Consider the following 20,044-nt stretch of genomic DNA (forward strand, 5'->3'; position numbering starts at 1 on the left):
GAGCATGAAGATCGCCAAAACAGCTTTTGATATTGGGTTATCGACTTGTTGGGGGCAGGCTTTAGGACGAAAGCTGTCGTCAGCCAATTTCAAGTCAGCGGCCTGCGCACGCTTATCCTGTGACGCGGGATTGATCTGTGGCCAGGGAATAAATCCCCTGGCCACAAGGTGCCCACTCTTGTTTTGGGTCCGAGCAGGGGGAAGGGGAGCTACTTGAGCCCCAGTCGCCGGGCCATCCGCCCCAGGTTCGCGCGGTCCAGGCCCAGTTCCCGGGCGGCGCTGGCCCAGTTGTGCCGGTGGCGCTCCAGGCTGGCGGTGATCAACCGGCGCTGGAAATCGTCCACCGCTTCGCGCAGATCTCCGGTGGCCGGTTCCGTGGCGGGCGTCGGGCTGGCCGTGGCCGAGGCTGAAAGCGGTTCGCCGGTCTGGGGCAAATCCAGGTCCTGGGCGCCGAGGCTGAGGATTTTCGGCCGCACCGGGCAGCGGCCCAGGGCTTTGAGGGCGCTGCGACCGATCAGGTGTTCCAGTTCGCGCACGTTACCTGGCCAGTCATAGGCCAACAGCGCGGCTTGGGCGTCGCTGCTCAGGCGCAGGCTGCCAAGGCCCATGCGCGAACGGTTCTGCTCCAGGAAAAAGCCGCTGAGCAACAGCACATCGCGACCGCGATCGCGCAGGGCCGGTACCTGCAGGGGGTAGACGCTCAGGCGATGATAGAAGTCGGCCCGATAGCGACCGTTGCGCACCTCCTCGGCGAGGTCACGGTTGGTGGCGGCGATCAGGCGCACATCGACCCGGTGTTCCTTGTCCGAGCCCAGGCGCTGCAACTGGCCGCTCTGCAGCACTCGCAGCAGCTTGGCCTGGACGGTGAGGGACAGCTCGCCCACTTCATCGAGGAACAGCGTGCCACCGTCGGCCAGTTCGAACTTGCCACGCCGATCACCGGTGGCCCCGGTGAAGGCGCCGCGCACGTGACCGAAGAGTTCGCTTTCCACCAGGGTGTCCGGCAGGGCGGCGCAGTTGAGGCTGATCATCGGCTGCTCGGCGCGCTTCGAGGCGGCATGGATGGCCTGGGCGACCAGTTCCTTGCCGACGCCGGTTTCGCCGGTGATCAGTACCGTCAGGTCGCTGCTGCCCACCAGGTTGATTTCTTCCACCAGGCGTTTATGGGCCTTGCTCTGGCCGACCATGTCCCGGTGCTGATGGCCGCTGGCCTGGCGATAGACCTCGGCGCGGCGGTGTTCGTCTTCGGCTTTCAAGGCCAGGCGCTCGATGCGTTCGGCCGCGCTGACCGTGGCGGCGGCGAGGCTGGCGAAGGCCTGCAAGGCGCTCAGGTCGATCGGCTCGAAGCGGCCCGGATCCAGTGAGTCGAGGGTCAGCAGTCCCCACGGTCGTTCATCGACGAACAGCGGACAGCCCATGCAATCGTGGACTTCCAGATGATCGTCGAGGCCTTCGACCAGCCCGTCGTACGGATCGGGCAGGTCACTGTCGGTGGCGAACCGGGTCGGGTGCGGATTGGCCAGCAGCGCTTCGAAGCGCGGGTGCTCGCTGACCCGGAAGCGTCGGCCCAAGGTGTCGGTGCTCAAGCCGTCCACCGCCAGGGGCACCAGGCAGTCTCCGTCCAGGCGCAACAGTGCGGCTGCGTCGCAGGGCAACAAGGCGCGCAGGGCTCCCAGCAGGCGGCGATAGCGCTCGCCTTCAGGCAGTTCCCGGGACAGGTCCGCCACCAGTGGCAACAAGGCTGTCAGCAGAGAGGTCGCGGTCATAAAGACTCCATGTAGTCCCAAAGACTATATCGAGTCTTGTGTCTTTATGACTACTCTGATTTTAAGTTATTGAAAAATAACGAAATTAATCATGGCATGAAATCTGATAGGACAAGGCAGTTGTTATCAAGTCCTTGCATGGAGTCACCCAATGCTCAGCCAAGAAGAACGCGCCATCATCCGTTCCACTGTTCCATTGCTGGAAAGCGGTGGTGAAGCGCTCATTACCCATTTCTACCGCATGATGCTGTCCGAATATCCCCAGGTGCGTCCCCTGTTCAACCAGGCTCACCAGGCCAGCGGCGACCAGCCCCGCGCCCTGGCCAACGGCGTATTGATGTATGCGCGGCACATCGACCAGCTCGACCAGTTGGGTGACCTGGTGGCGAAAATCGTCAACAAGCATGTGGCCTTGCAGATCCTGCCAGAGCATTACCCGATCGTTGGCGCCTGTCTGTTGCGGGCCATTGCCGAGGTGCTGGGCGAGGAAATCGCCACTCCCGAGGTGATTGCCGCGTGGGGCGCGGCCTATAACCAGCTGGCCGATATCCTGATCGGTGCCGAAGCCGGCATGTACGACCAGAAAGCCGCGGCACCGGGCGGCTGGCGGGGCGAGCGTGAATTCATACTGGCGGCCAGGGTGCAGGAGAGTGATGAGATCACCTCGTTCTACTTCGAGCCCGTGGACAAGGGGCCGATCCTGGTGGCCGAGCCGGGCCAGTACATCGGTATGAAGCTGGTGCTGGACGGTGAAGAGGTACGGCGCAACTATTCGCTGTCGGCCCTGGCCGACAACGGCCAGTATCGGATCAGTGTCAAGCGCGAGGCCGGTGGGCGGGTGTCGAACTACCTGCACGACGACTTCCCTGTCGGCAGCCGCATCCAGCTGTTCCCGCCGTCCGGGGATTTCTACCTGACCGCCAGCGACAAGCCCCTGGTGCTGATCAGCGGCGGCGTCGGCATCACGCCGACCCTGGCGATGCTGCAGGCGGCGCTGCAAACCGAACGGCCGGTGCATTTCATCCACTGCGCGCGCAACGGTCGTGTCCATGCTTTCCGCGACTGGATCGACGACCTTGCCCGTCGGCACCCGCAACTCAAGCGGTTCTATTGCTATGACGAAGACGACGGTTCGAGCCCGGCGGCTGACACCGTGGGTTTGTTGAGCCAGGAACAACTGGCCAGGTGGTTGCCGGAACAGCGGGATCTGGACGCCTACTTCCTCGGACCCAAGGGCTTCATGGCGGCGGTCAAGCGCCACCTCAAGAACCTGGGTGTGCCGGCCGGGCAGAGCCGTTACGAGTTCTTCGGACCGGCTGCGGCCCTGGAATAAGTCATCGGCCGGCCCGGGAAACCGGGTTGCGCGCTTTGTGAACAGGCTCGTTCCCACAGGAAGATTCGTGTTGGACGCGACTTCGTGAACAACTCGAACCAACGTGTGGGGACGAGCCTGCTTGCGATCACGACGATCAGCTCGACGCCCACCGGCAGGCCTGCTTCCAGGCAATTAATCGGCGCTTAACGTTCTTCCTGTCTATTCCCTTGAAAGTCGACGACAACCGCTCGTTCACTGTCATGGCCAGCGTGTAGACTTCGGCCATCCGACAGCGCGCCGAGTTCGCAAGGCTGTGCGTCGATCCATGTATGACAAAGGGAAACCCAATGAGTGAGGAAATGATGCGGTTGGGCCGCGAGCGGCGCTATCTGGTGCTGTTGGGCCTGATCTGCCTGGCGCTGATCGGCGGCGCGCTGTACATGCAGGTGGCCCTCGGCGAAGCACCGTGCCCGCTGTGTATCCTGCAGCGCTACGCGCTGTTGCTGATCGCGATCTTCGCCTTCATCGGCGCGGCCATGCGCACACGTCGCAGCCTGACAATCCTTGAAGGCATCGTGGTGCTTTGCGCCCTGGCCGGTGCGGGAGTGGCGGGGCATCACGTCTATACCCAGTTCTTTCCGGCGGTGAGCTGCGGAGTCGATGTGCTGCAGCCGATCGTCGACGACCTGCCGCTGGCGAAGATCTTCCCGCTGGGGTTCCAGGTCGACGGTTTCTGCTCCACGCCCTATCCGCCGATCCTGGGCTTGTCCCTGGCGCAATGGGCCCTGGTGGCCTTCGTGCTGATCGTGGTGCTGGTGCCGCTGCTGGTGTTGCGCAATCGCAAATCGCTTCGCTGAATGGCTGACGTAAACGCCCCGGTTTTTCATCCGAAGAGCCGGGGCGTTTTTCGTTTCAGTCGTCCACGGCGATGGCCTTGATCCCGGACAAGAATGCTCTGCGACAATCTGCGACACGTTGTCACACATCCTGCCTCTGACACGTCTTCCACGACGCCAATAGTCGCCTTGTCCTGTAACAAAAAAAGGCCTCGAGTGCCCTGCTTTCGCCATCGCTTCCCTGTGTAGGGCAGGCATTTTTAACAATATCGCGCCATGGGGCAAAGGCCCCGAAAACTGGGCGCTTGCGTGGCCTGAAAAGTCTGTGAACCCCTTGCGGCCTGTCTAAATCGGGCTTAGTAGACCTACGTTTTTTGGGGTTCTTGTTGAGAACTGTTTTCGATAACATGGGCGTCTGTTGCAGAATCCGCCATAGATTGTTGCCGGTTCGGATAAAAATTATTTCGGGATGAGACATGGTCTACAGCGCTTCAGCTCACTACAATCGCCCGCACCGAATATCCGGCCCGGCTCAGGCTTGAGCGCGAGAGGTGGTCGAAGGGCGCCAGCGCCCCATGCGATCCCAGGTGTCGGTGCCTTCCAACTACCCGCACCAAATGGAATTGGGCTGTAACAAGGCCTTTTACCGACGAATTCGAATAAGAACTCACTGCTGGCCCAGGATGTGTCGAACAGCGTCTGACGCTCGACGGGCAGCCCTTATTCAAATCCAAGAAAATGCCAACCCTTGGCAGGTTGAAGTGTTGGCGATCAAAACCCAACTGCATTGCGCAAGCTGCTTTAGAGGTCGTGAGATGAGTAAAAACAGGTACCCCCGATTACTAGGCTTGTTGCCGCTGCTCGGCACGTTGTTGCTGGGAGGCTGCAACATGACCCTGCTCGATCCCAAGGGCCAGGTCGGCCTGGATGAACGAAACCTGATCATCACCGCCACGCTGCTGATGTTGCTGGTCGTCGTGCCGGTCATCGTCATGACGTTCCTGTTCGCCTGGAAGTACCGCGCCTCCAACACCAAGGCCGTGTACACGCCGAAGTGGTCGCACTCCACCAAGATCGAAGTGGCCGTATGGACCATTCCGGTCCTGATCATCATTGCCCTGGGCTACATCACCTACAAGTCGACCCATGCCCTGGACCCTTATCGTCCGCTGGATTCCGACGTCAAGCCGGTCACCATCGAAGTGGTTTCGATGGACTGGAAGTGGCTGTTCATCTATCCGGAACAGGGCATCGCCACAGTCAACAAGATCGTCTTCCCGGCCCACACGCCGATCAACTTCAAGGTCACTTCCGACACCGTGATGAACTCGTTCTTCATCCCGGGCCTGGGCGGCCAGATCTATGCGATGGCCGGCATGCAGACCAAGCTGCACCTGATCGCCAACCAGAACACTGAACTCGAAGGTATCTCGGCCAACTACAGCGGCGCGGGTTTCACCGGCATGAAGTTCAAAGCAATCGCCACGACCCAGGAAGAATTCGACGCCTGGGTCAACGATGTGAAGAAGGCACCTAAACAGCTTGAAAAAGCTGAATACGAAGCCCTTTCCAAACCGAGCCAGAACAACCCAGTCGAACTCTACTCGTCGGTCACGCCGAACCTGTTCCAGACCATCATCGATAAATATGAAGGGATGAACCCGGGCAAGCCAATGCACCACGAGAAGAAAGAGAAGGAAGTGGCGCACAACATGGAAGGGATGGACATGAGTTCGCATTCAGCTGCCGGGGCAGAGGAGTAAACGATGTTAGGTAAATTAAGTTGGGAAGCGATCCCATTCCACGAGCCGATTGTCATGGTGACCCTCGCCATCATCGCGCTCGGTGGTCTGGCGCTGTTCGCCGGGATCACTTACTTCAAGAAGTGGACCTACCTGTGGACCGAGTGGCTGACCTCGGTCGACCACAAGAAAATCGGCGTGATGTACATCATCGTCGCCATGGTCATGCTGCTGCGCGGCTTTGCCGACGCCATCATGATGCGTACCCAGCTGGCCATGGCCACCGAGGGTTCGCCTGGCTACCTGCCGCCTGAACACTATGACCAGATCTTCACCGCCCACGGTGTGATCATGATCATCTTCATGGCGATGCCGTTCTTCACCGGCCTGATGAACCTGGCCGTGCCGCTGCAGATCGGCGCGCGCGACGTTGCCTTCCCGTTCCTGAACTCCCTGAGCTTCTGGCTGCTGGTGTCCGGCGTTGTGCTGATCAACGTTTCCCTGGGCGTCGGCGAATTCGCCAAGACCGGTTGGGTTGCCTATCCGCCGTTGTCGGGGCTGCAGTACAGTCCGGGCGTGGGGGTGGACTACTACATCTGGGCGCTACAGCTATCCGGATTGGGGACAACGCTCACGGGGGTCAACTTCCTGGCCACCGTGCTGAAGATGCGTACTCCAGGCATGAAGCTGATGGACATGCCGATCTTCACCTGGACCTGCACCTGGGCCAACGTTCTGATCGTCGCTTCCTTCCCGATCCTGACCGCTACCCTGGCACTGCTGACGCTTGACCGTTACATGGATTTCCACATTTTCACCAATGAACTGGGTGGAAATCCGATGATGTACGTGAACCTGTTCTGGGCCTGGGGTCACCCTGAGGTGTACATCCTGATCCTGCCGGCGTTCGGTATCTTCTCCGAAGTCATCTCGACCTTCTCCGGCAAGAAACTGTTCGGCCACCACTCGATGATCTACGCTTCGGGCGCGATCTCGGTACTGGGCTTCATGGTCTGGCTGCACCACTTCTTCACCATGGGGTCGGGTGCCAGCGTCAACGCCTTCTTCGGCCTGGCGACCATGCTGATCTCCATCCCGACCGGGGTGAAGCTGTTCAACTGGCTGTTCACCATCTATCAGGGCCGCCTGCGTTTCACCAGCCATGTAATGTGGACCCTGGGCTTCATGGTGACCTTCGCCATCGGCGGCATGACCGGCGTACTGCTGGCCATCCCGGGTGCTGACTTCGTCCTGCACAACAGCCTGTTCGTGATCGCGCACTTCCACAACGTGATCATCGGCGGCGCGGTGTTCGGCTACATCGCCGGCTTCGCCTTCTACTTCCCGAAAGCGTTCGGCTTCAAGCTGCACGAAGGCTGGGGCAAGGGCGCGTTCTGGTTCTGGATCACCGGCTTCTTCGTCGCGTTCATGCCGCTCTATGCACTGGGCTTCATGGGCATGACCCGTCGCCTGAACACCACCACCAACCCTGAGTGGGTGCCGTACCTGTACGTCGCCATGTTCGGTGCGGTGTTGATCGCCGTCGGTATCGCCTGCCAGCTGATCCAGCTGTACGTCAGCGTGCGTGACCGCAACAAGCCGGAAAACATGTGCGAACACGGCGACCCGTGGAATGCCCATACCCTGGAGTGGTCGACTTCTTCGCCACCCCCGTTCTACAACTTTGCCGTGCTGCCGAAAGCCGACACCATCGACCCGTTCACCGAAGCCAAGGAAAACGGTACCGCGTACCAGGTTCCGGCCAAGTACTCGCCGATCCACATGCCGAACAACACCGCCACCGGCGTGGTCATGGGCGGCCTGTTGACCGTGTTCGGTTTCGCGATGATCTGGCACATCTGGTGGCTGGCCATCGCCAGCCTGGTCGGCACCGTGGTGTATTTCGCCATCCATGCCGCCCGTGACGATCAGGGCTACATGGTGCCGGTGGATGTCATCGAGCGCATCGAAGCCGAGCAGCACAAACGTCTGGTAGCGGCCGGGAAAGTCCCAGCCACCGCCACCCGTGTTGAAACCTCGTTGGAACAGGCTTAAACCATGTCGAACTTAGTGACCAATGTTGGACACGCCCATGGTCATGACCATGGGCATGATGACCATCACCATGACTCGGGCGAGATGACCGTATTCGGTTTCTGGCTCTACCTGATGACCGACTGCATTCTGTTCGCGTCGATCTTCGCGGCCTACGCGGTGCTGGTGAACAACGTCGCCGGTGGCCCGTCGGGCCACGACATCTTCGAGCTGCCCTACGTACTGGGCGAGACCGCTCTGCTGCTGTTCAGCTCGATTACCTACGGCTTCGCCATGCTGGCGTTGTACAAGGGCAAGAAAAACCAGGTACTGGGCTGGCTGGGCATGACCTTCCTGTTCGGTGCGGGCTTTATCGGCATGGAGATCAACGAGTTCCACGTGTTGATCTCCGAAGGCTTCGGTCCTAGCCGCAGCGGCTTCCTCTCCGGGTTCTTCACCCTGGTCGGTACCCACGGCCTGCACGTGACCAGCGGTCTGATCTGGATGGCGATCATGATGTACCAGGTCCAGAAGAATGGCCTGACCGCCACCAACAAGACCCGCCTGAGCTGCCTGAGCCTGTTCTGGCACTTCCTGGACGTGGTGTGGATCTGCGTATTCACCGTTGTTTATCTGATGGGGACCCTGTAAATGGCTAACGCACATTCCCATGATGGCCACGACGCCGGCCACGGCAGCGTCAAGTCCTATGCCATCGGTTTCATCCTGTCGGTGATCCTGACCGTCATCCCGTTCGGCCTGGTGATGTACCCGTCGCTGCCCAAGAGCCTGACCCTGTGGATCATCCTGATCTTCGCCGTGGTCCAGGTCCTGGTGCACCTGGTGTACTTCCTCCATCTGGATCGTTCCGCCGCCCAGCGTAACAACGTGATTGCGTTCATCTTCGCCGCGCTGGTGATCGTCCTGCTGGTTGGCCTGTCGTTGTGGATCATGTTCAGCATCCACACCAACATGATGGCGCACTGAGGAAATTCCGGATGTCCCTGAAGCACTTTATCCAAATCACCAAGCCGGGGATCATTTTCGGTAACGTGCTTTCTGTGGCAGGCGGTTTTTTCCTGGCCTCCAAGGGGCATGTCGATCTGGCCATCTTCCTGGCGGCGATGATCGGCACCTCCCTGGTGGTGGCGTCCGGTTGCGTGTTCAACAACTGCATCGACCGTGACATCGACATCAAGATGGAGCGCACCAAGAACCGTGCCCTGGTCCAGGGGCTGATCCCGGTGCAACTGGCCCTGGCGTTCGCCACGGTGCTGGGCGTGGCCGGGGTGGCGTTGCTGTATTGGGTGGCCAACCCGTTGGCGGCGCTGTTCGCGGTGATCGGTTTCGTCATCTACGTCGGCCTCTACAGCCTGTACCTCAAGCGCAAGTCGGTGCACGGCACGCTGGTGGGCAGTCTGTCGGGGGCGATGCCGCCGGTGATCGGCTATGTGGCGGTCAGCAACAGCTTCGACATGGCTGCGCTGACGCTGCTGGTGATGTTCAGCCTGTGGCAGATGCCGCATTCCTATGCCATCGCGATCTTCCGCTTCAATGACTACCTGGCAGCGTCGATTCCGGTGCTGCCGGTCAAGCGCGGCATCCGCGTGGCCAAGAAGCACATCCTGCTCTACATCCTGGCGTTCCTGGTGGCGACCCTGATGCTGACCTTCAGCGGCTACGCCGGCATGAGCTACCTCGCCGTCGCCGCTGCCATGGGCATGTACTGGCTGTACATGGCCTGGACCGGCTACAAGGCGGTGGATGACACGGTCTGGGCACGCAAGCTGTTCGTGTTCTCGATCTTCACCATCACCGCCCTGAGCGTCATGATGTCCCTGGACTTCAAAGTGCCGAGCGAGCTGCTGCTCACTTACGCACCTTAAGCTTCAGGCGCTATACGAAAAGCCCCGCCTTCGAGAGAAGCGCGGGGCTTTTTTCATGGGCGTTGCGGGCGGTCGATGTTCCTGTGGGCGCGAGCCGCTCGCGATAGCGGTGGCTCAGCTTTCATGAGTGTTGAAGGTGACGGCCTCATCGCGAGCAAGCTCGCTCCCACAGTGAGATTTATTGCTGGGTGATGCTGTAGCCGTCGAATGCCTTTTGCTGCTGCAGGGCAGTGACGATGCTCTTGCGGGTGGCCGGTTGTTCGGTGCCGTCGCTGTCCAGGAAGGTTTCGTTTTCCAGCTCGGCGTCGTCGCCCTCGCCGACGAAGCTGAAGCCCAGGAACTCGTAGGCTTCGCGGTCGACGTTCGGCTTGGAGCGTGGGGTGCGCAAGGGCAGGGTGACGCTGATGCCGTCCTTGCTGATGACGAACACTTCCGCTTCCTTCTTGGCCCGCGAGGCCTTGCCTTTGCCGCCACCCGGATTGCTGATGGCCTGGTGAGTCTGGTTCAGCACCTTCAGGGCCAGGCCGTAGACCAGTTCCTGGAAGGCCGGATCGTCCTTGTAGCTGGAAAGGATGCGGCTGATGGGGAAGCGACTGCTCAAGTCTTCCAGGGCGGCGAAATCGGCGGCTTCGGCGTCCTTGAGCTGCTTGAGCTGACCCATCAGTTCATAGGCCTTGTCATCGTCGAATGCATCGTGAGCCTGGCGGATGGCGCTGCGCAGTTCGCGGATCTGGTCGCTTTCGCGATTCGACTGGAAGGCGTCCAGCACCATCTCGCTGATGCTTTTGGCCTGGGGCAGATGCTGTGAAAGATTGATGGAGTTTTCGTATTCCGCTTTGGACGACAGGGTGACTACGGATTCAGCGGTGTTGGAATCGGACATTGAAATTTCACTACTTCTGTTAGCGGGATGAGGCGAGAAAGGCATACGGCTTTTTTCGGCCGCCTAATCTATTGGAGGCGGGCGATGTTGTCACGGTTGAACCGGCGGCAGGTCGTTTTTTGTTACCCCGGGTGCAATTCAACGCTCCATGAGCGCTTGCAGTCGCAATGCATCGGGCACCGCGGCGCCGGCGGCGGTGTTGTCGAAAATGCACCAGGTCGGTGTGTCGGGCTCGTGCTTCAATTGCCGGGCAAGCTGCTCCAGCCAGGTCTGTTCATAACCGGAGTAATAGATTCGCGGCGAGCCATGCAGCCGGTAATAGCGGACGCCAGGCCAGCCACCGGGCCGATCGCAATCGGGCAAAGGCGATGGGTCGGCGGCGACGCGGCCGATGCATTGCTCATACAGCAGCGTGCTGACATGCGCCGCGAGCCAGCTCGGGTGCCGGGGTTCGAGCACCGCCAAGCCCTGGTAACGGTCGCGCAGGGCAGTGAAGAACGCGCGGGCCACCGAAGCTTCGAATGCCAGGGACGGTGGTAGCTGGATCAACAGGCAGCCCAGCTTTTCTCCCAACTGCGAACACTGCCCGAGAAACTCATCCAGCAGCCCTTCGCAATCGTGCAGTCGCCGTTCATGGGTGATCTGTTTGGGCACCTTGACCGAGAACCGGAAGTGCGCCGCGACACTGTCCGCCCATTTGGCATAGGTGGCGGGGCGGTGCGGCCGGTAGAACGAACTGTTGATCTCCACGGCCGGGAAGCGGGCGCTGTAGCGCTGCAAATGCGTACCGCCCTCGGGGAATTCTGGCCATTGCTCCCGGGGCAGCGACCAGCCGGCGCAGCCCAGGTAAAGGCATGAGCGAGAGGGAAAAGCAGTCGGCAAGGGCGGAGCCTCGGGTTGCAAGGGTCAATCTATGACCGTTGCACTTGCCTCAAAGCTGCAAACTTTTGCAATGTAGCCTTCTGAGGCTACATCGCCCAAAGTAGCCTCAGAAGGCTACAAATGTTCAATGCGGTTTCAGGATGTACGTCACGAGCAGTCCCACTGCGATGCTCAGGCTGAAGCTCAGCAGGGTTCCCAGCAATACGTACTCACTCAGGGAACGAACCTTGGCGTTCTGGATTTCATTGAAGCGCAGAATGCTTTTCGCCGTCAGGAGGAAACCGACCGCCTCCCATTGTTCGAGCAATACAAACGTCAGAATCAGCAGCCGTTCCAGATAACCGATCAATGTCCCGGCGTTTGCCAGGGAGCCGCTTTTGTCGATCTCCTTGATCCACGGGCTGAGTATCGTGCTTATCAAGGCGGAAGCGGGACGCAGCATGGTGACATAGGCAAGTCCGACAGCAAGCACTGGCAGGGTGAGCAGCTTGGCCAGGGAAACCTGGAGCTTGGCAATGTTGTTCTCGCAAACCAGCCAGACCGCAACCAGGCTGATTATCAGGACGGCTTCCCTGGACAGCAAAGCCAGGGTCGGTGATTTGGGTGAATTCGGAGTCAGGATAAGGGTCAGGAATCTGGCAATCGCCATGAGCAGCCCGGCCTTCCAGGCGAAGGCGTCATCATCGCGCAACAGGATCATCACCAAGGTAAACGCGACGAAATAGATGCCTGCAATCAACAGGTTGATGATGACCTTTTGGCTAAAGCGGTGGGGCGGTTGGAAGCTGCTGTAGCGCGGTATCCAGAAACCCAGTAGTACGTGTACCAACAACAGGATGACCAGCAAGGCCGATGCATCAACCATCGGACAGCTCTCCGATCAGCCGGCTGATATACGCCAGGTATTTATCCAGCAAACGTGCCTGGGCACGTTGCAACGCTTTGTTGACGGTGATGCGGGATTTACCCAGGGCGTCGGCAATGCTCTGTTGGTCGGTGGCTTCGATCAGGTGAATGGCATAGGTTTGAGCTTCGACAGCCGTCCACTGCTCAAGGATGGCGGCGACGAACTCTGTCAGCAGTTCTGTACGTTCCTGGAATGCCTGATGGTTGCTGAATATCGCCAGGGTGTTTTTCTTCATATTGTCGAGTCCTTGGCCGGACAAGACGAAGGCTTCGCGGTAGGTCTGCGATTGCTGCGCGGAACCGATGCCTACGGCGATCCGCGCATCCCAGCGCTCTCCTTCGGGGCTGGCTGCAACCAGGGCTGCCCGCAGAGCAATGGCGCAGTGAAGAGCCTGTTCGGGCCGATCCAGCGAAAGCTGGAAACCGTCGCCGCGAAAGGTTTCCGCTTTTGCCTTGTAGCGTTTTTCCAATTGCTTGAGCACGGCTTTCAAGCCAGAGATGTAGGCGAGCGTATCCCCTGCGCTTTGCGAGTGGATCAGGTCGCCGGTCAAGACCGCCTCTAGCTTCATTGCACTTAATCCTGTCATGGGATGCCGTAACGTAGCCTTTAAAGGCTACTTCTTCAATAGTAGCCTTTAAAGGCTACTTTTCGTCTCGTCAGCAAATCTTGCCCATTTCTCCAACGCAAACTCCACGAAACTGCGCAGCTTGGGCAAGCGGTAGCGGTCCTGGGCGTAAATCAGGTTCATCGGCCGATGGGGCAGTTGGTAGTCCTGCAGCAGAGCCACCAGATGCCCGTCCTTCAAGTCCTGTTCCACCAGCGCATCGGGCAGCATCACCACGCCCATGCCGGCCAGGGCGGCGCGGTGCAGGCCCGAGGAGCTGTTGATCAGCATCGGTCCGTTGACCGGCACCTTGATTTCCCCCTCCGGACCGTTGATGGGCCAGTGGTCCTGGGCGAAGCGCCACTCGTCCCCGGCGGAGTAGGCGAAGGACAGGCAGTCGTGCTGTTGCAGGTCGGCCGGTTGTCGCGGGGTGCCACGGCGTGCCAGGTAGGCCCTGGAGGCGCAGATGGTCAGGGTGTAGTCCATCAACGGTCGGGCGATCAGCTTGGGATCCGGCAGGCCTAGGCGAATGGCGACGTCGAAGCCATGGTCGAGCAGGTCCAGGCGCTGGTTGGTCAGTACCACGTCCAGCTTGACCTGGGGGCAGCGCTGGCTGAACTGCGCCAGCGCCGGGGCGAGGCGTTCGGTGCCGAAGGTCAGCGGCGCCGTGATGCGCAGGGTGCCAGTGGGCTCGCCTTGGGTCTGCTCGGCCAGGCGCTCGGAATCGGCCACCAGCCCCAGCACTTCCAGGCAACGCTGATAGTAGGTCGAGCCGAATTCGGTCAGTCGCTGGCGACGGGTCGTACGATTGATCAGCCGCACACCGAGACGTTGCTCCAGTGCGCGAAGGTGATTGCCCACCATGGTAGTGGACATCTCGCACGCCTGGGCCGCGGCGGTCAGGCTGCCGGCCTCCACCACCTTGACGTAGACGTTCATGGCCTGGAACAGGTCCATTATCAATTCCTGCTTTTAAATGAATGAAGTAAAGCGGCATTTATCCATCGAGGGTGGCTAACCATACTGGAAAAAACCACCCTGATGGAGCCCGATGTCATGACTGCCGACTGTCTGATGAGCACCTACCAACCCCTGGCGCTGAATTTTTCCCACGGGTTGGGTACGCGCCTGTGGGACCAGGACGGTCGCGAGTACCTCGACGCCGTGGCCGGCGTGGCGGTGACCAATGTCGGGCACTCCCATCCCCGGCTGGTGGCTGCCATCAGCGAGCAGGCCGGCCTGCTGCTGCACACCTCCAACCTGTACAGCATCGACTGGCAGCAGCGGCTGGCGCTCAGGCTCACGCAGCTCTGCGGCCTGGAGCGGGTGTTTTTCAACAACTCGGGGGCCGAGGCCAACGAAACCGCGTTGAAACTGGCGCGCCTGTATGGCTGGCACAAAGGCATCGAGCAGCCGCTGGTGGTGGTCATGGAGAACGCTTTCCATGGGCGCACGCTAGGCACGCTGTCCGCCAGCGATGGGCCGGCGGTACGGTTGGGTTTCAACCGCTTGCCGGGGGATTTCATCAAGGTGCCGTTCGGTGATCTACAGGCCCTGGAAACACTCCAGCAAGCCCACGGCGAACGCATCGTCGCGATACTGGTGGAGCCGGTCCAGGGCGAAAGCGGTGTGCAGCTCGCGCCGCCGGGCTACCTCAAGGCGTTGCGGCAGTTGTGCAGCCGCCGGGCCTGGTTGTTGATGCTCGATGAGATCCAGACGGGCATCGGCCGTACCGGCCAGTGGTTCGCGTTCCAGCACGAGGGCATCGTGCCGGACGTCATGACCCTCGCGAAGGGCCTGGGCAATGGAGTGCCCATCGGAGCCTGCCTGGCCCGGGGCAAGGCGGCCGAACTGTTCACCCCCGGCAGCCATGGCAGTACCTTTGGTGGCAACCCCCTGGCCTGTCGGGTCGGTTGCACGGTGCTGGATATCATCGAAGAGCAAGGCCTGGTGGACAATGCCGGCGTCCAGGGCGATCGGTTGCTGACCCGGTTGCGGGCGGAACTGGCGGACAACCCGAACGTGCTGGCGATTCGCGGTCGGGGCCTGATGATCGGCATCGAACTCAAGCAGCCGGTCCGCGACCTGGCCCTCTGCGCCGCCCGGGACCACGGCCTGCTGATCAACGTCACCCGGGGCAAGGTCATCCGCCTGCTGCCGCCGTTGACGGTCGACGAGCGGGAAGTGGAAATGATCGTCAGGGGCGTGAGCCGGGTGCTCGCGCAGGCCTGAGGTCAGTCCAGGCCCACCAGGCGAGGGCCGTCGCACTGATCAGCGCGCCCAACAGGCAGACCGCGCCCCAGCCCCATTGGGCATAGACCTGGGTCGCGGCGCTGGCGCCCACTGCGCTGCCGAGGGAGTAGAAGCACATGTACGCGCCCACCAGGCGACTCTGTGCATCGGGGCGGGCGGCGAAGATGAGGCTCTGGTTGGTCACGTGCACGGCCTGAACGGCGAAATCCAGCATGATCACCCCGGCAATCAATGCCAGCCATGACACCTGGAGGAAGGCCGTGGGCAGCCACGACAGCGTCAGCAAGGCCAGGGCAATGCCCGTGGTGCGTCGGCTCAGTCCCCGGTCGGCCCAGCGTCCGGCGTTCGAGGCGGCCAGGGCACCGGCCACGCCGGCCAGGCCGAACAGGCCGATCTGGGTATGGGACAACGACAGCGGCGCAGCGCTGAGAGGCAACACCATCGCGGTCCATAACACACTGAATGCGGCGAAGATCAACAAGGCCAGCAGGCCCCGGGTCCGCAGGGTGCGCTCCGTGACGAGCAGTGCGAACAACGAGCCGATCAACCTCACATAGGACATGTCGGGCCTGGGTGTGCTGATCGCCGGGACCGCCCTGGCGAGCACGACGCACAGGGTCAGCATCAGTCCCGCCGAAACGAAATACGCCGTGCGCCATCCCGCCAGGTCGGCAATGCCCCCCGACACCAGACGGGCCAGCAGAATGCCCACCACCACGCCGCTGGTGACCGACCCCACGGCCCGGCCGCGCTGTTGCGGCGAGGCAAGGGCGGCGACATAGGCGACGATGACCTGGACCAGCACCGCCAGCATCCCCACCATGACCATCGCACCCAACAGCACCGGCCATTGCCTGGCGCAGCCGGCGACAGCGAGCGCCACGGCCGATAGCAGCGTCTGGCAGACCATCAAGTGCTTGCGGTTGACCCGGTCCCCCAAGGCAACGATGAACACCAGGCCCACGGCGTAGCCGGCCTGGGTAGCGGTCACCACGGTGCCGGCCAAGCCAGGGGCGATCCGCAGGTCCTGGGTGATGGAGTCGAGCAACGGCTGGACGAAGTAGACATTCGCAACGGCCAGGGCGCAGGCCAGGGAGAACAGCAGCGTCAGCCCCCGGGTGAGCCCGGGAGCGGTTGTCCGGTCCGACTGGGGGAAGGTGGAATCATGTGACGTCATGGTGCTTCCTTGGCAGATTCAGGTTTTGATTTGAAACCACTTGTTTGATTTCTAACTGTTCAGGTTTTAATCTGCAACCAGTTTTTCCGGCGGGAGTGATTCAGATGACGCAGCAGGCAGGGTCAGGCAGCCATGAGTGTCCGGTGGCCCGGGCGGTGGAGGTCATTGGGGATCGCTGGTCGCTGCTGATCGTTCGCGACGCATTCGACGACGTGCGCAGGTTCAGTGAATTCCAGAAGAACCTCGGGCTGGCGAAGAACATCCTCGCTTCGCGCCTCAAGGCGCTGGTGGAGGTGGGGGTGCTGGAGACGAGGCCTGCCTCCGATGGCAGCGCCTACAAGGAATATGTACTGACGCAAAAGGGGCGCGAGGTATTCCCCATCGTGGTTTCCCTGCGCCAGTGGGGTGAGCGACATTTGTTTAAGGCCGGGGAAACGTACTCGGTGCTGCTGGACAATGAGCGGGACGAGCCGGTGGCGTTGCTCGAGGTTCGTTCGCTCGATGGCAGGAAACTCGAGGCGGGCGATTGCCATCGCCGTCGCGTGGCCAAGGCTTGAAGGGGGGCCGTTTCGATTTGTAAGTTCTTGGTAAACCTTCGCCACTGCACGGAATTTTCAACCTTTGCCGCGTTCCAACGCCAGCCAGAGTCGATTGCCCATGCCCTGGCACATCAGACTGAAAAACCAGGAGCTTGTCCCCATGTTCACCTCGCGTCGCTTGATCGTTGTCGCTACCGCCGTGGCCCTGTTGTCCGGCTGCGCGTCGCCTAATCCTTATGACAACCAGGGCCAGGCTTCCACTGAGTCCTCAGGGATGAGCAAGACGGCCAAGTACGGCGGCCTCGGCGCCCTGGCCGGTGCCTTGGCCGGTGCAGCCATCGGTCACGATAACCGTGGCAAAGGGGCGCTGATCGGCGCCGCAGTCGTGGGTGCTTCCGCCGCCGGCTACGGGTACTACGCCGACCAGCAGGAAAAGAAACTGCGGGCCAGCATGGCCAATACCGGCGTGGAAGTGCAGCGCCAGGGTGACCAGATCAAGTTGATCATGCCGGGCAACATCACCTTCGCCACCGATTCGGCCAACATCGCGCCCAGCTTCTACCAGCCGCTGAATAACCTGGCCAACTCCCTCAAGGAGTTCAACCAGAACCAGATCGAGATCGTGGGCTATACCGACAGCACCGGTAGCCGCCAGCACAACATGGACCTGTCCCAGCGTCGTGCGCAAAGCGTCGCCACCTACCTCACTTCCCAAGGGGTGAGCAGTGCCAACCTGAGTGCTCGTGGCGCCGGCCCGGACAACCCGGTCGCCAGCAACGCCGACGTCAACGGCCGTGCCCAGAACCGTCGCGTCGAGGTGAACCTCAAGGCGATCCCTGGCCAGCAGTACCAGGCTCCGCAACAGCAGGGGCAGACTTACCAGCAATACCCTTGATTGCCGGCAGTGGATGAAAACGGGGGGCCATGCAAACATGGCCCCCCGTTTTTTTCATGGTCTCGTTTCCATCCGGTCCCGAGCTGTGCTCATCACCCAACCTGTGGGCGCGGTCTTGCCCGCGAAAGCGGATTTATCGACGGCACCGATGCCGACGCGGACCGGGAGGCGACGCTTTCCAGCCTCAGTCCGGAGGCGATTGTGGTGTCAGCATCCGCGTCGGCGGTGCGCCGTTGGCGTTGTGCTGGTAGATCCGGGCCGGTTGCCCCTGTTCGTTGAAGAACACCTGGCCAATCCCCGCCGAGTTCCACAAGCGCTCCCCGGCCTCGGCATGTTCCGGGGTGTGGGGAATGATGCGCATGCGTCGGCGCTGGGTGAACCAGTTCAGGGGCGAGCGAGGCGAGTAGAGCCAGCGGTTCAGGCGGTCGAACCATTCCAGCAGCCTCGGCGGAAATTCATTCTTGATGCCGCTGCTGGTGACCTGCCAGATCCGCGGGCCGCCCTTGCGGTGCGGAATCAGCACTTCATAGACGAAGGAATAATGCACATCCCCCGACAGCACCACGTAGTTACCGGGTGTGCGTGAGTGTCGGAAAATATTCAGGATCACCTGGGCCGCCCCGCGATGGGCCATCCAGTTCTCGGCGTCCACCAGCAGCGGATAGCCGCACCAGCTGAACACCCGCTGCACGGTTTCGATCAGCTTCACCCCGAAGATCGGTGCCGGCGAGACGATGATGGCCGAGGGATGGTCCAGCAACTCCTGCTGCAGTTCGCTCAGGGCCTCCCAATCCAGCAAGCCCGAGGGGTGCCTGAGGTTGCGCTCGCTGCGCCAGCGGCGGGTGCGGGTGTCGAGGACCACCAGGGCCGGGCTGCTGGGCAGCACGTAATGCCACTGCTGGAAACCCAGCAGCCTGTCGATCAGTTTGTCCTGGGGCTCGCTGTCGAGGTAGCGGTCCCGGGCGGTCTCGCCCAGGGCCACGGTGTGCCGGATCACCTCCTCGAACGCGTCCGGGTTGTTGCCCCAGCCCTGGCAGAGCAGGTAGGCGATCAGCGCGTTGCCGATGATGCGCTTGGAGAACGGATGGCCGTAGGCCGTTTCCTCCCATTGTGCGGACAGGTTCCAGTCGTCGGTGATGTCGTGATCGTCGAAGATCATCAGGCACGACAGGTGTGCGAACACCCGTGCCACACCGCCCAGTCCGGCCTTGAAGCCATCGATGCGTTGCTGTTCCAGGTCGTAGCGCTGGCGCCGTTCGGCGGTCAGCTCCGGTGGCTGCGGGTCGACCAGGGTCCATGGCACCGGTGACCAGACCAGCAGATACATCGCCATGACTTCGGCGAACGTCACCAGGTGATTATCGGCGCTGCTGCTGGTGAAGATCGGCTTGCGCGCGCCGCCGAAGAAGCGCTCGCGCAGGGTTTCGTTGCTCTCCAGCGCCGGCAGCAGATCGGCGCGATGATAATAGCTGGCCGGGTGTCGATAGAGCTTGGCGCTGTCTTCCACCACCGCGCCGTCCAGGCATTCCTCGAACAGTCCCAGGCGCTCGATCAGCGCATGAATGGCCCGCAACATCGGCCCGGCGACGTCATCGGCGTAGACCTGGTCGCCGCTCATCATCAACAGCGCCGGCCGCTGTTCCGTGGCCTGCTCCAACAGTCGGTCGACACACAGCAAGCCGTCGTTGGCGTAATGATGCGGTTTGCGGCACGAGCCATGGACCAGCTGCCCGATGCGCGAATGCAGCACGAAACTCGGGCATTGCGCCTGGCCGTACAGCAGATGCGGCGCCCATTCGGCGATGGGCGATCCATCCACCAGCAGGTCGTATTCGATCGCCACGTCCTGGGGCAGGGGGGCTTGGAGGCGCACATCGATCAGGTGCACGAACGCTTGCTGTCCCACCGGCACCACCGTGCAGCGCGATGCACCCAGCGCAAGGTCGCCCAGGCCATCCACACGCAGCGTCAATGCCAACGGACGTGTTCCCACCAGCCACATCACCAGCCGCGTGGGTTCCAACCGCCGCAGCAGCGGGCCGACCAGGACAGGAGGCAGGGCAGGGGACGTGTCGGGACTGGACGGCAGCATTCGCGGGTAGAGCTCAGGTTCGGGTGGAGGCGGGGATCATAACGCAATGGGCCTCAAAACTGGGGAGAGGCCAGCCTGGCGCAAATGTCGCGGACTCCACCGTGCCCACGCGCCGCGTGGGACCACTGCCAGGTACGCTCCGCGTTCCGCTTGCGGCAGGTGCCGCCAAGCCTCATGGGAGGCCTGCCCACGCCGAGCGCGGAACCTCTCTTCAGATGGCTCGCCCAAGGACG

At 61.5% G+C, this 20,044-nt stretch carries 18 protein-coding genes; 10 read left to right on the top strand and 8 right to left on the bottom strand.

The genetic code is table 11. The features are described 5' to 3' along the window. Positions 1–209 precede the first annotated feature (209 nt). On the bottom strand, positions 210–1,766 hold the full coding sequence (gene norR, locus BLP99_RS08810) for a nitric oxide reductase transcriptional regulator NorR (RefSeq protein WP_072430787.1): 1,557 nt from the start codon (positions 1,764–1,766) through the stop codon (positions 210–212). 151 nt (positions 1,767–1,917) lie between these two features. On the opposite strand from norR, the gene hmpA reads away from it, so the two are divergent. The 7 genes from hmpA (at position 1,918) to cyoE (ending at position 9,579) form a co-directional block, all read left to right on the top strand. Next, positions 1,918–3,099, top strand: a complete 1,182-nt coding sequence (hmpA, locus tag BLP99_RS08815) for an NO-inducible flavohemoprotein (RefSeq protein ID WP_072388258.1) — start codon at positions 1,918–1,920, stop codon at positions 3,097–3,099. A 329-nt stretch (positions 3,100–3,428) separates the two neighbouring features. Further along, a complete protein-coding gene (locus tag BLP99_RS08820; protein ID WP_072388256.1) occupies positions 3,429–3,938 on the top strand; it encodes a disulfide bond formation protein B in 510 nt (169 codons plus the stop codon). 794 nt (positions 3,939–4,732) lie between these two features. Next, entirely contained in the window at positions 4,733–5,680 is a 948-nt protein-coding gene (cyoA, locus tag BLP99_RS08830; RefSeq protein ID WP_072388254.1) for a ubiquinol oxidase subunit II, read from the top strand. Positions 5,681–5,683: 3 nt separating this feature from the next. After that, a complete protein-coding gene (cyoB, locus tag BLP99_RS08835) occupies positions 5,684–7,714 on the top strand; it encodes a cytochrome o ubiquinol oxidase subunit I (protein WP_072388252.1) in 2,031 nt (676 codons plus the stop codon). 3 nt (positions 7,715–7,717) lie between these two features. Further along, entirely contained in the window at positions 7,718–8,344 is a 627-nt protein-coding gene (locus BLP99_RS08840; RefSeq protein ID WP_072388250.1) for a cytochrome o ubiquinol oxidase subunit III, read from the top strand. Continuing rightward, the gene (gene cyoD, locus BLP99_RS08845) at positions 8,345–8,680 is read left to right on the top strand and encodes a cytochrome o ubiquinol oxidase subunit IV (RefSeq protein ID WP_072388248.1); all 336 of its coding nucleotides are present in this window, start codon (positions 8,345–8,347) and stop codon (positions 8,678–8,680) included. An 11-nt stretch (positions 8,681–8,691) separates the two neighbouring features. Beyond that, positions 8,692–9,579 carry a heme o synthase gene (gene cyoE / locus BLP99_RS08850; protein WP_003178131.1) on the top strand — a complete coding sequence of 296 codons (888 nt, stop codon included), beginning with the start codon at positions 8,692–8,694 and terminating at the stop codon, positions 9,577–9,579. Between the two features lie 178 nt (positions 9,580–9,757). Here cyoE and BLP99_RS08855 read toward each other — a convergent pair whose 3' ends face one another. From BLP99_RS08855 to BLP99_RS08875, 5 genes are all read right to left on the bottom strand, one after another. Further along, positions 9,758–10,462 carry a hypothetical protein gene (locus tag BLP99_RS08855; RefSeq protein ID WP_072388246.1) on the bottom strand — a complete coding sequence of 235 codons (705 nt, stop codon included), beginning with the start codon at positions 10,460–10,462 and terminating at the stop codon, positions 9,758–9,760. Between the two features lie 138 nt (positions 10,463–10,600). Beyond that, positions 10,601–11,344, bottom strand: a complete 744-nt coding sequence (locus tag BLP99_RS08860; RefSeq protein ID WP_092180241.1) for a DUF72 domain-containing protein — start codon at positions 11,342–11,344, stop codon at positions 10,601–10,603. Between the two features lie 124 nt (positions 11,345–11,468). Then, positions 11,469–12,209, bottom strand: coding sequence for a hypothetical protein (locus BLP99_RS08865; RefSeq protein WP_092180175.1), 741 nt, complete (start codon positions 12,207–12,209; stop codon positions 11,469–11,471). After that, positions 12,202–12,819, bottom strand: a complete 618-nt coding sequence (locus tag BLP99_RS08870; protein ID WP_072388242.1) for a hypothetical protein — start codon at positions 12,817–12,819, stop codon at positions 12,202–12,204. Before BLP99_RS08870 ends, BLP99_RS08865 begins: the two co-directional genes overlap by 8 nt. Positions 12,820–12,885: 66 nt before the next feature. Then, a complete protein-coding gene (locus BLP99_RS08875) occupies positions 12,886–13,812 on the bottom strand; it encodes a LysR family transcriptional regulator (RefSeq protein ID WP_092180177.1) in 927 nt (308 codons plus the stop codon). Between the two features lie 99 nt (positions 13,813–13,911). Between BLP99_RS08875 and BLP99_RS08880 the strand changes: the two genes are divergently transcribed. Beyond that, entirely contained in the window at positions 13,912–15,087 is a 1,176-nt protein-coding gene (locus BLP99_RS08880; RefSeq protein ID WP_092180243.1) for an aspartate aminotransferase family protein, read from the top strand. Here the strand turns inward: BLP99_RS08880 and BLP99_RS08885 are convergent. Next, complete coding sequence (locus BLP99_RS08885) at positions 15,053–16,285, bottom strand: MFS transporter (RefSeq protein WP_092180179.1); 1,233 nt, start codon at positions 16,283–16,285, stop codon at positions 15,053–15,055. The two genes, BLP99_RS08880 and BLP99_RS08885, sit on opposite strands and share 35 nt — an antisense overlap. A gap of 104 nt (positions 16,286–16,389) precedes the next feature. Here BLP99_RS08885 and BLP99_RS08890 point away from each other — a divergent pair, with 104 nt between their 5' ends. Together BLP99_RS08890 and BLP99_RS08895 are read left to right on the top strand one after the other, a co-directional pair. Beyond that, positions 16,390–16,842, top strand: coding sequence for a winged helix-turn-helix transcriptional regulator (locus tag BLP99_RS08890; protein ID WP_092180181.1), 453 nt, complete (start codon positions 16,390–16,392; stop codon positions 16,840–16,842). 142 nt (positions 16,843–16,984) lie between these two features. Then, positions 16,985–17,719 carry a YiaD family glycine zipper/OmpA-like lipoprotein gene (locus BLP99_RS08895; RefSeq protein WP_072388234.1) on the top strand — a complete coding sequence of 245 codons (735 nt, stop codon included), beginning with the start codon at positions 16,985–16,987 and terminating at the stop codon, positions 17,717–17,719. Between the two features lie 184 nt (positions 17,720–17,903). On the opposite strand, the gene BLP99_RS08900 is transcribed toward BLP99_RS08895, so the two are convergent. Beyond that, positions 17,904–19,811, bottom strand: coding sequence for an alkaline phosphatase D family protein (locus BLP99_RS08900; protein WP_092180183.1), 1,908 nt, complete (start codon positions 19,809–19,811; stop codon positions 17,904–17,906). Positions 19,812–20,044: the final 233 nt, after the last annotated feature.

The organism is Pseudomonas sp. NFACC32-1 (assembly GCF_900101215.1).
Classification (GTDB): domain Bacteria; phylum Pseudomonadota; class Gammaproteobacteria; order Pseudomonadales; family Pseudomonadaceae; genus Aquipseudomonas.

Excerpts from the sequence above, each read along its gene's own strand:
- BLP99_RS08890 (WP_092180181.1), top strand. The coding sequence starts at position 16,390 with ATGACGCAGCAGGCAGGGTCAGGCAGCCATGAGTGTCCGGTGGCCCGG.
- BLP99_RS08870 (WP_072388242.1), bottom strand. The coding sequence starts at position 12,819 with ATGAAGCTAGAGGCGGTCTTGACCGGCGACCTGATCCACTCGCAAAGC.
- cyoB (WP_072388252.1), top strand. The coding sequence starts at position 5,684 with ATGTTAGGTAAATTAAGTTGGGAAGCGATCCCATTCCACGAGCCGATT.
- BLP99_RS08875 (WP_092180177.1), bottom strand. The coding sequence starts at position 13,812 with ATGGACCTGTTCCAGGCCATGAACGTCTACGTCAAGGTGGTGGAGGCC.
- norR (WP_072430787.1), bottom strand. The coding sequence starts at position 1,766 with ATGACCGCGACCTCTCTGCTGACAGCCTTGTTGCCACTGGTGGCGGAC.
- BLP99_RS08840 (WP_072388250.1), top strand. The coding sequence starts at position 7,718 with ATGTCGAACTTAGTGACCAATGTTGGACACGCCCATGGTCATGACCAT.
- BLP99_RS08855 (WP_072388246.1), bottom strand. The coding sequence starts at position 10,462 with ATGTCCGATTCCAACACCGCTGAATCCGTAGTCACCCTGTCGTCCAAA.
- cyoA (WP_072388254.1), top strand. The coding sequence starts at position 4,733 with ATGAGTAAAAACAGGTACCCCCGATTACTAGGCTTGTTGCCGCTGCTC.
- BLP99_RS08820 (WP_072388256.1), top strand. The coding sequence starts at position 3,429 with ATGAGTGAGGAAATGATGCGGTTGGGCCGCGAGCGGCGCTATCTGGTG.
- BLP99_RS08885 (WP_092180179.1), bottom strand. The coding sequence starts at position 16,285 with ATGACGTCACATGATTCCACCTTCCCCCAGTCGGACCGGACAACCGCT.
- BLP99_RS08865 (WP_092180175.1), bottom strand. The coding sequence starts at position 12,209 with ATGGTTGATGCATCGGCCTTGCTGGTCATCCTGTTGTTGGTACACGTA.
- cyoE (WP_003178131.1), top strand. The coding sequence starts at position 8,692 with ATGTCCCTGAAGCACTTTATCCAAATCACCAAGCCGGGGATCATTTTC.
- BLP99_RS08900 (WP_092180183.1), bottom strand. The coding sequence starts at position 19,811 with ATGCTGCCGTCCAGTCCCGACACGTCCCCTGCCCTGCCTCCTGTCCTG.
- hmpA (WP_072388258.1), top strand. The coding sequence starts at position 1,918 with ATGCTCAGCCAAGAAGAACGCGCCATCATCCGTTCCACTGTTCCATTG.
- BLP99_RS08880 (WP_092180243.1), top strand. The coding sequence starts at position 13,912 with ATGACTGCCGACTGTCTGATGAGCACCTACCAACCCCTGGCGCTGAAT.
- cyoD (WP_072388248.1), top strand. The coding sequence starts at position 8,345 with ATGGCTAACGCACATTCCCATGATGGCCACGACGCCGGCCACGGCAGC.
- BLP99_RS08895 (WP_072388234.1), top strand. The coding sequence starts at position 16,985 with ATGTTCACCTCGCGTCGCTTGATCGTTGTCGCTACCGCCGTGGCCCTG.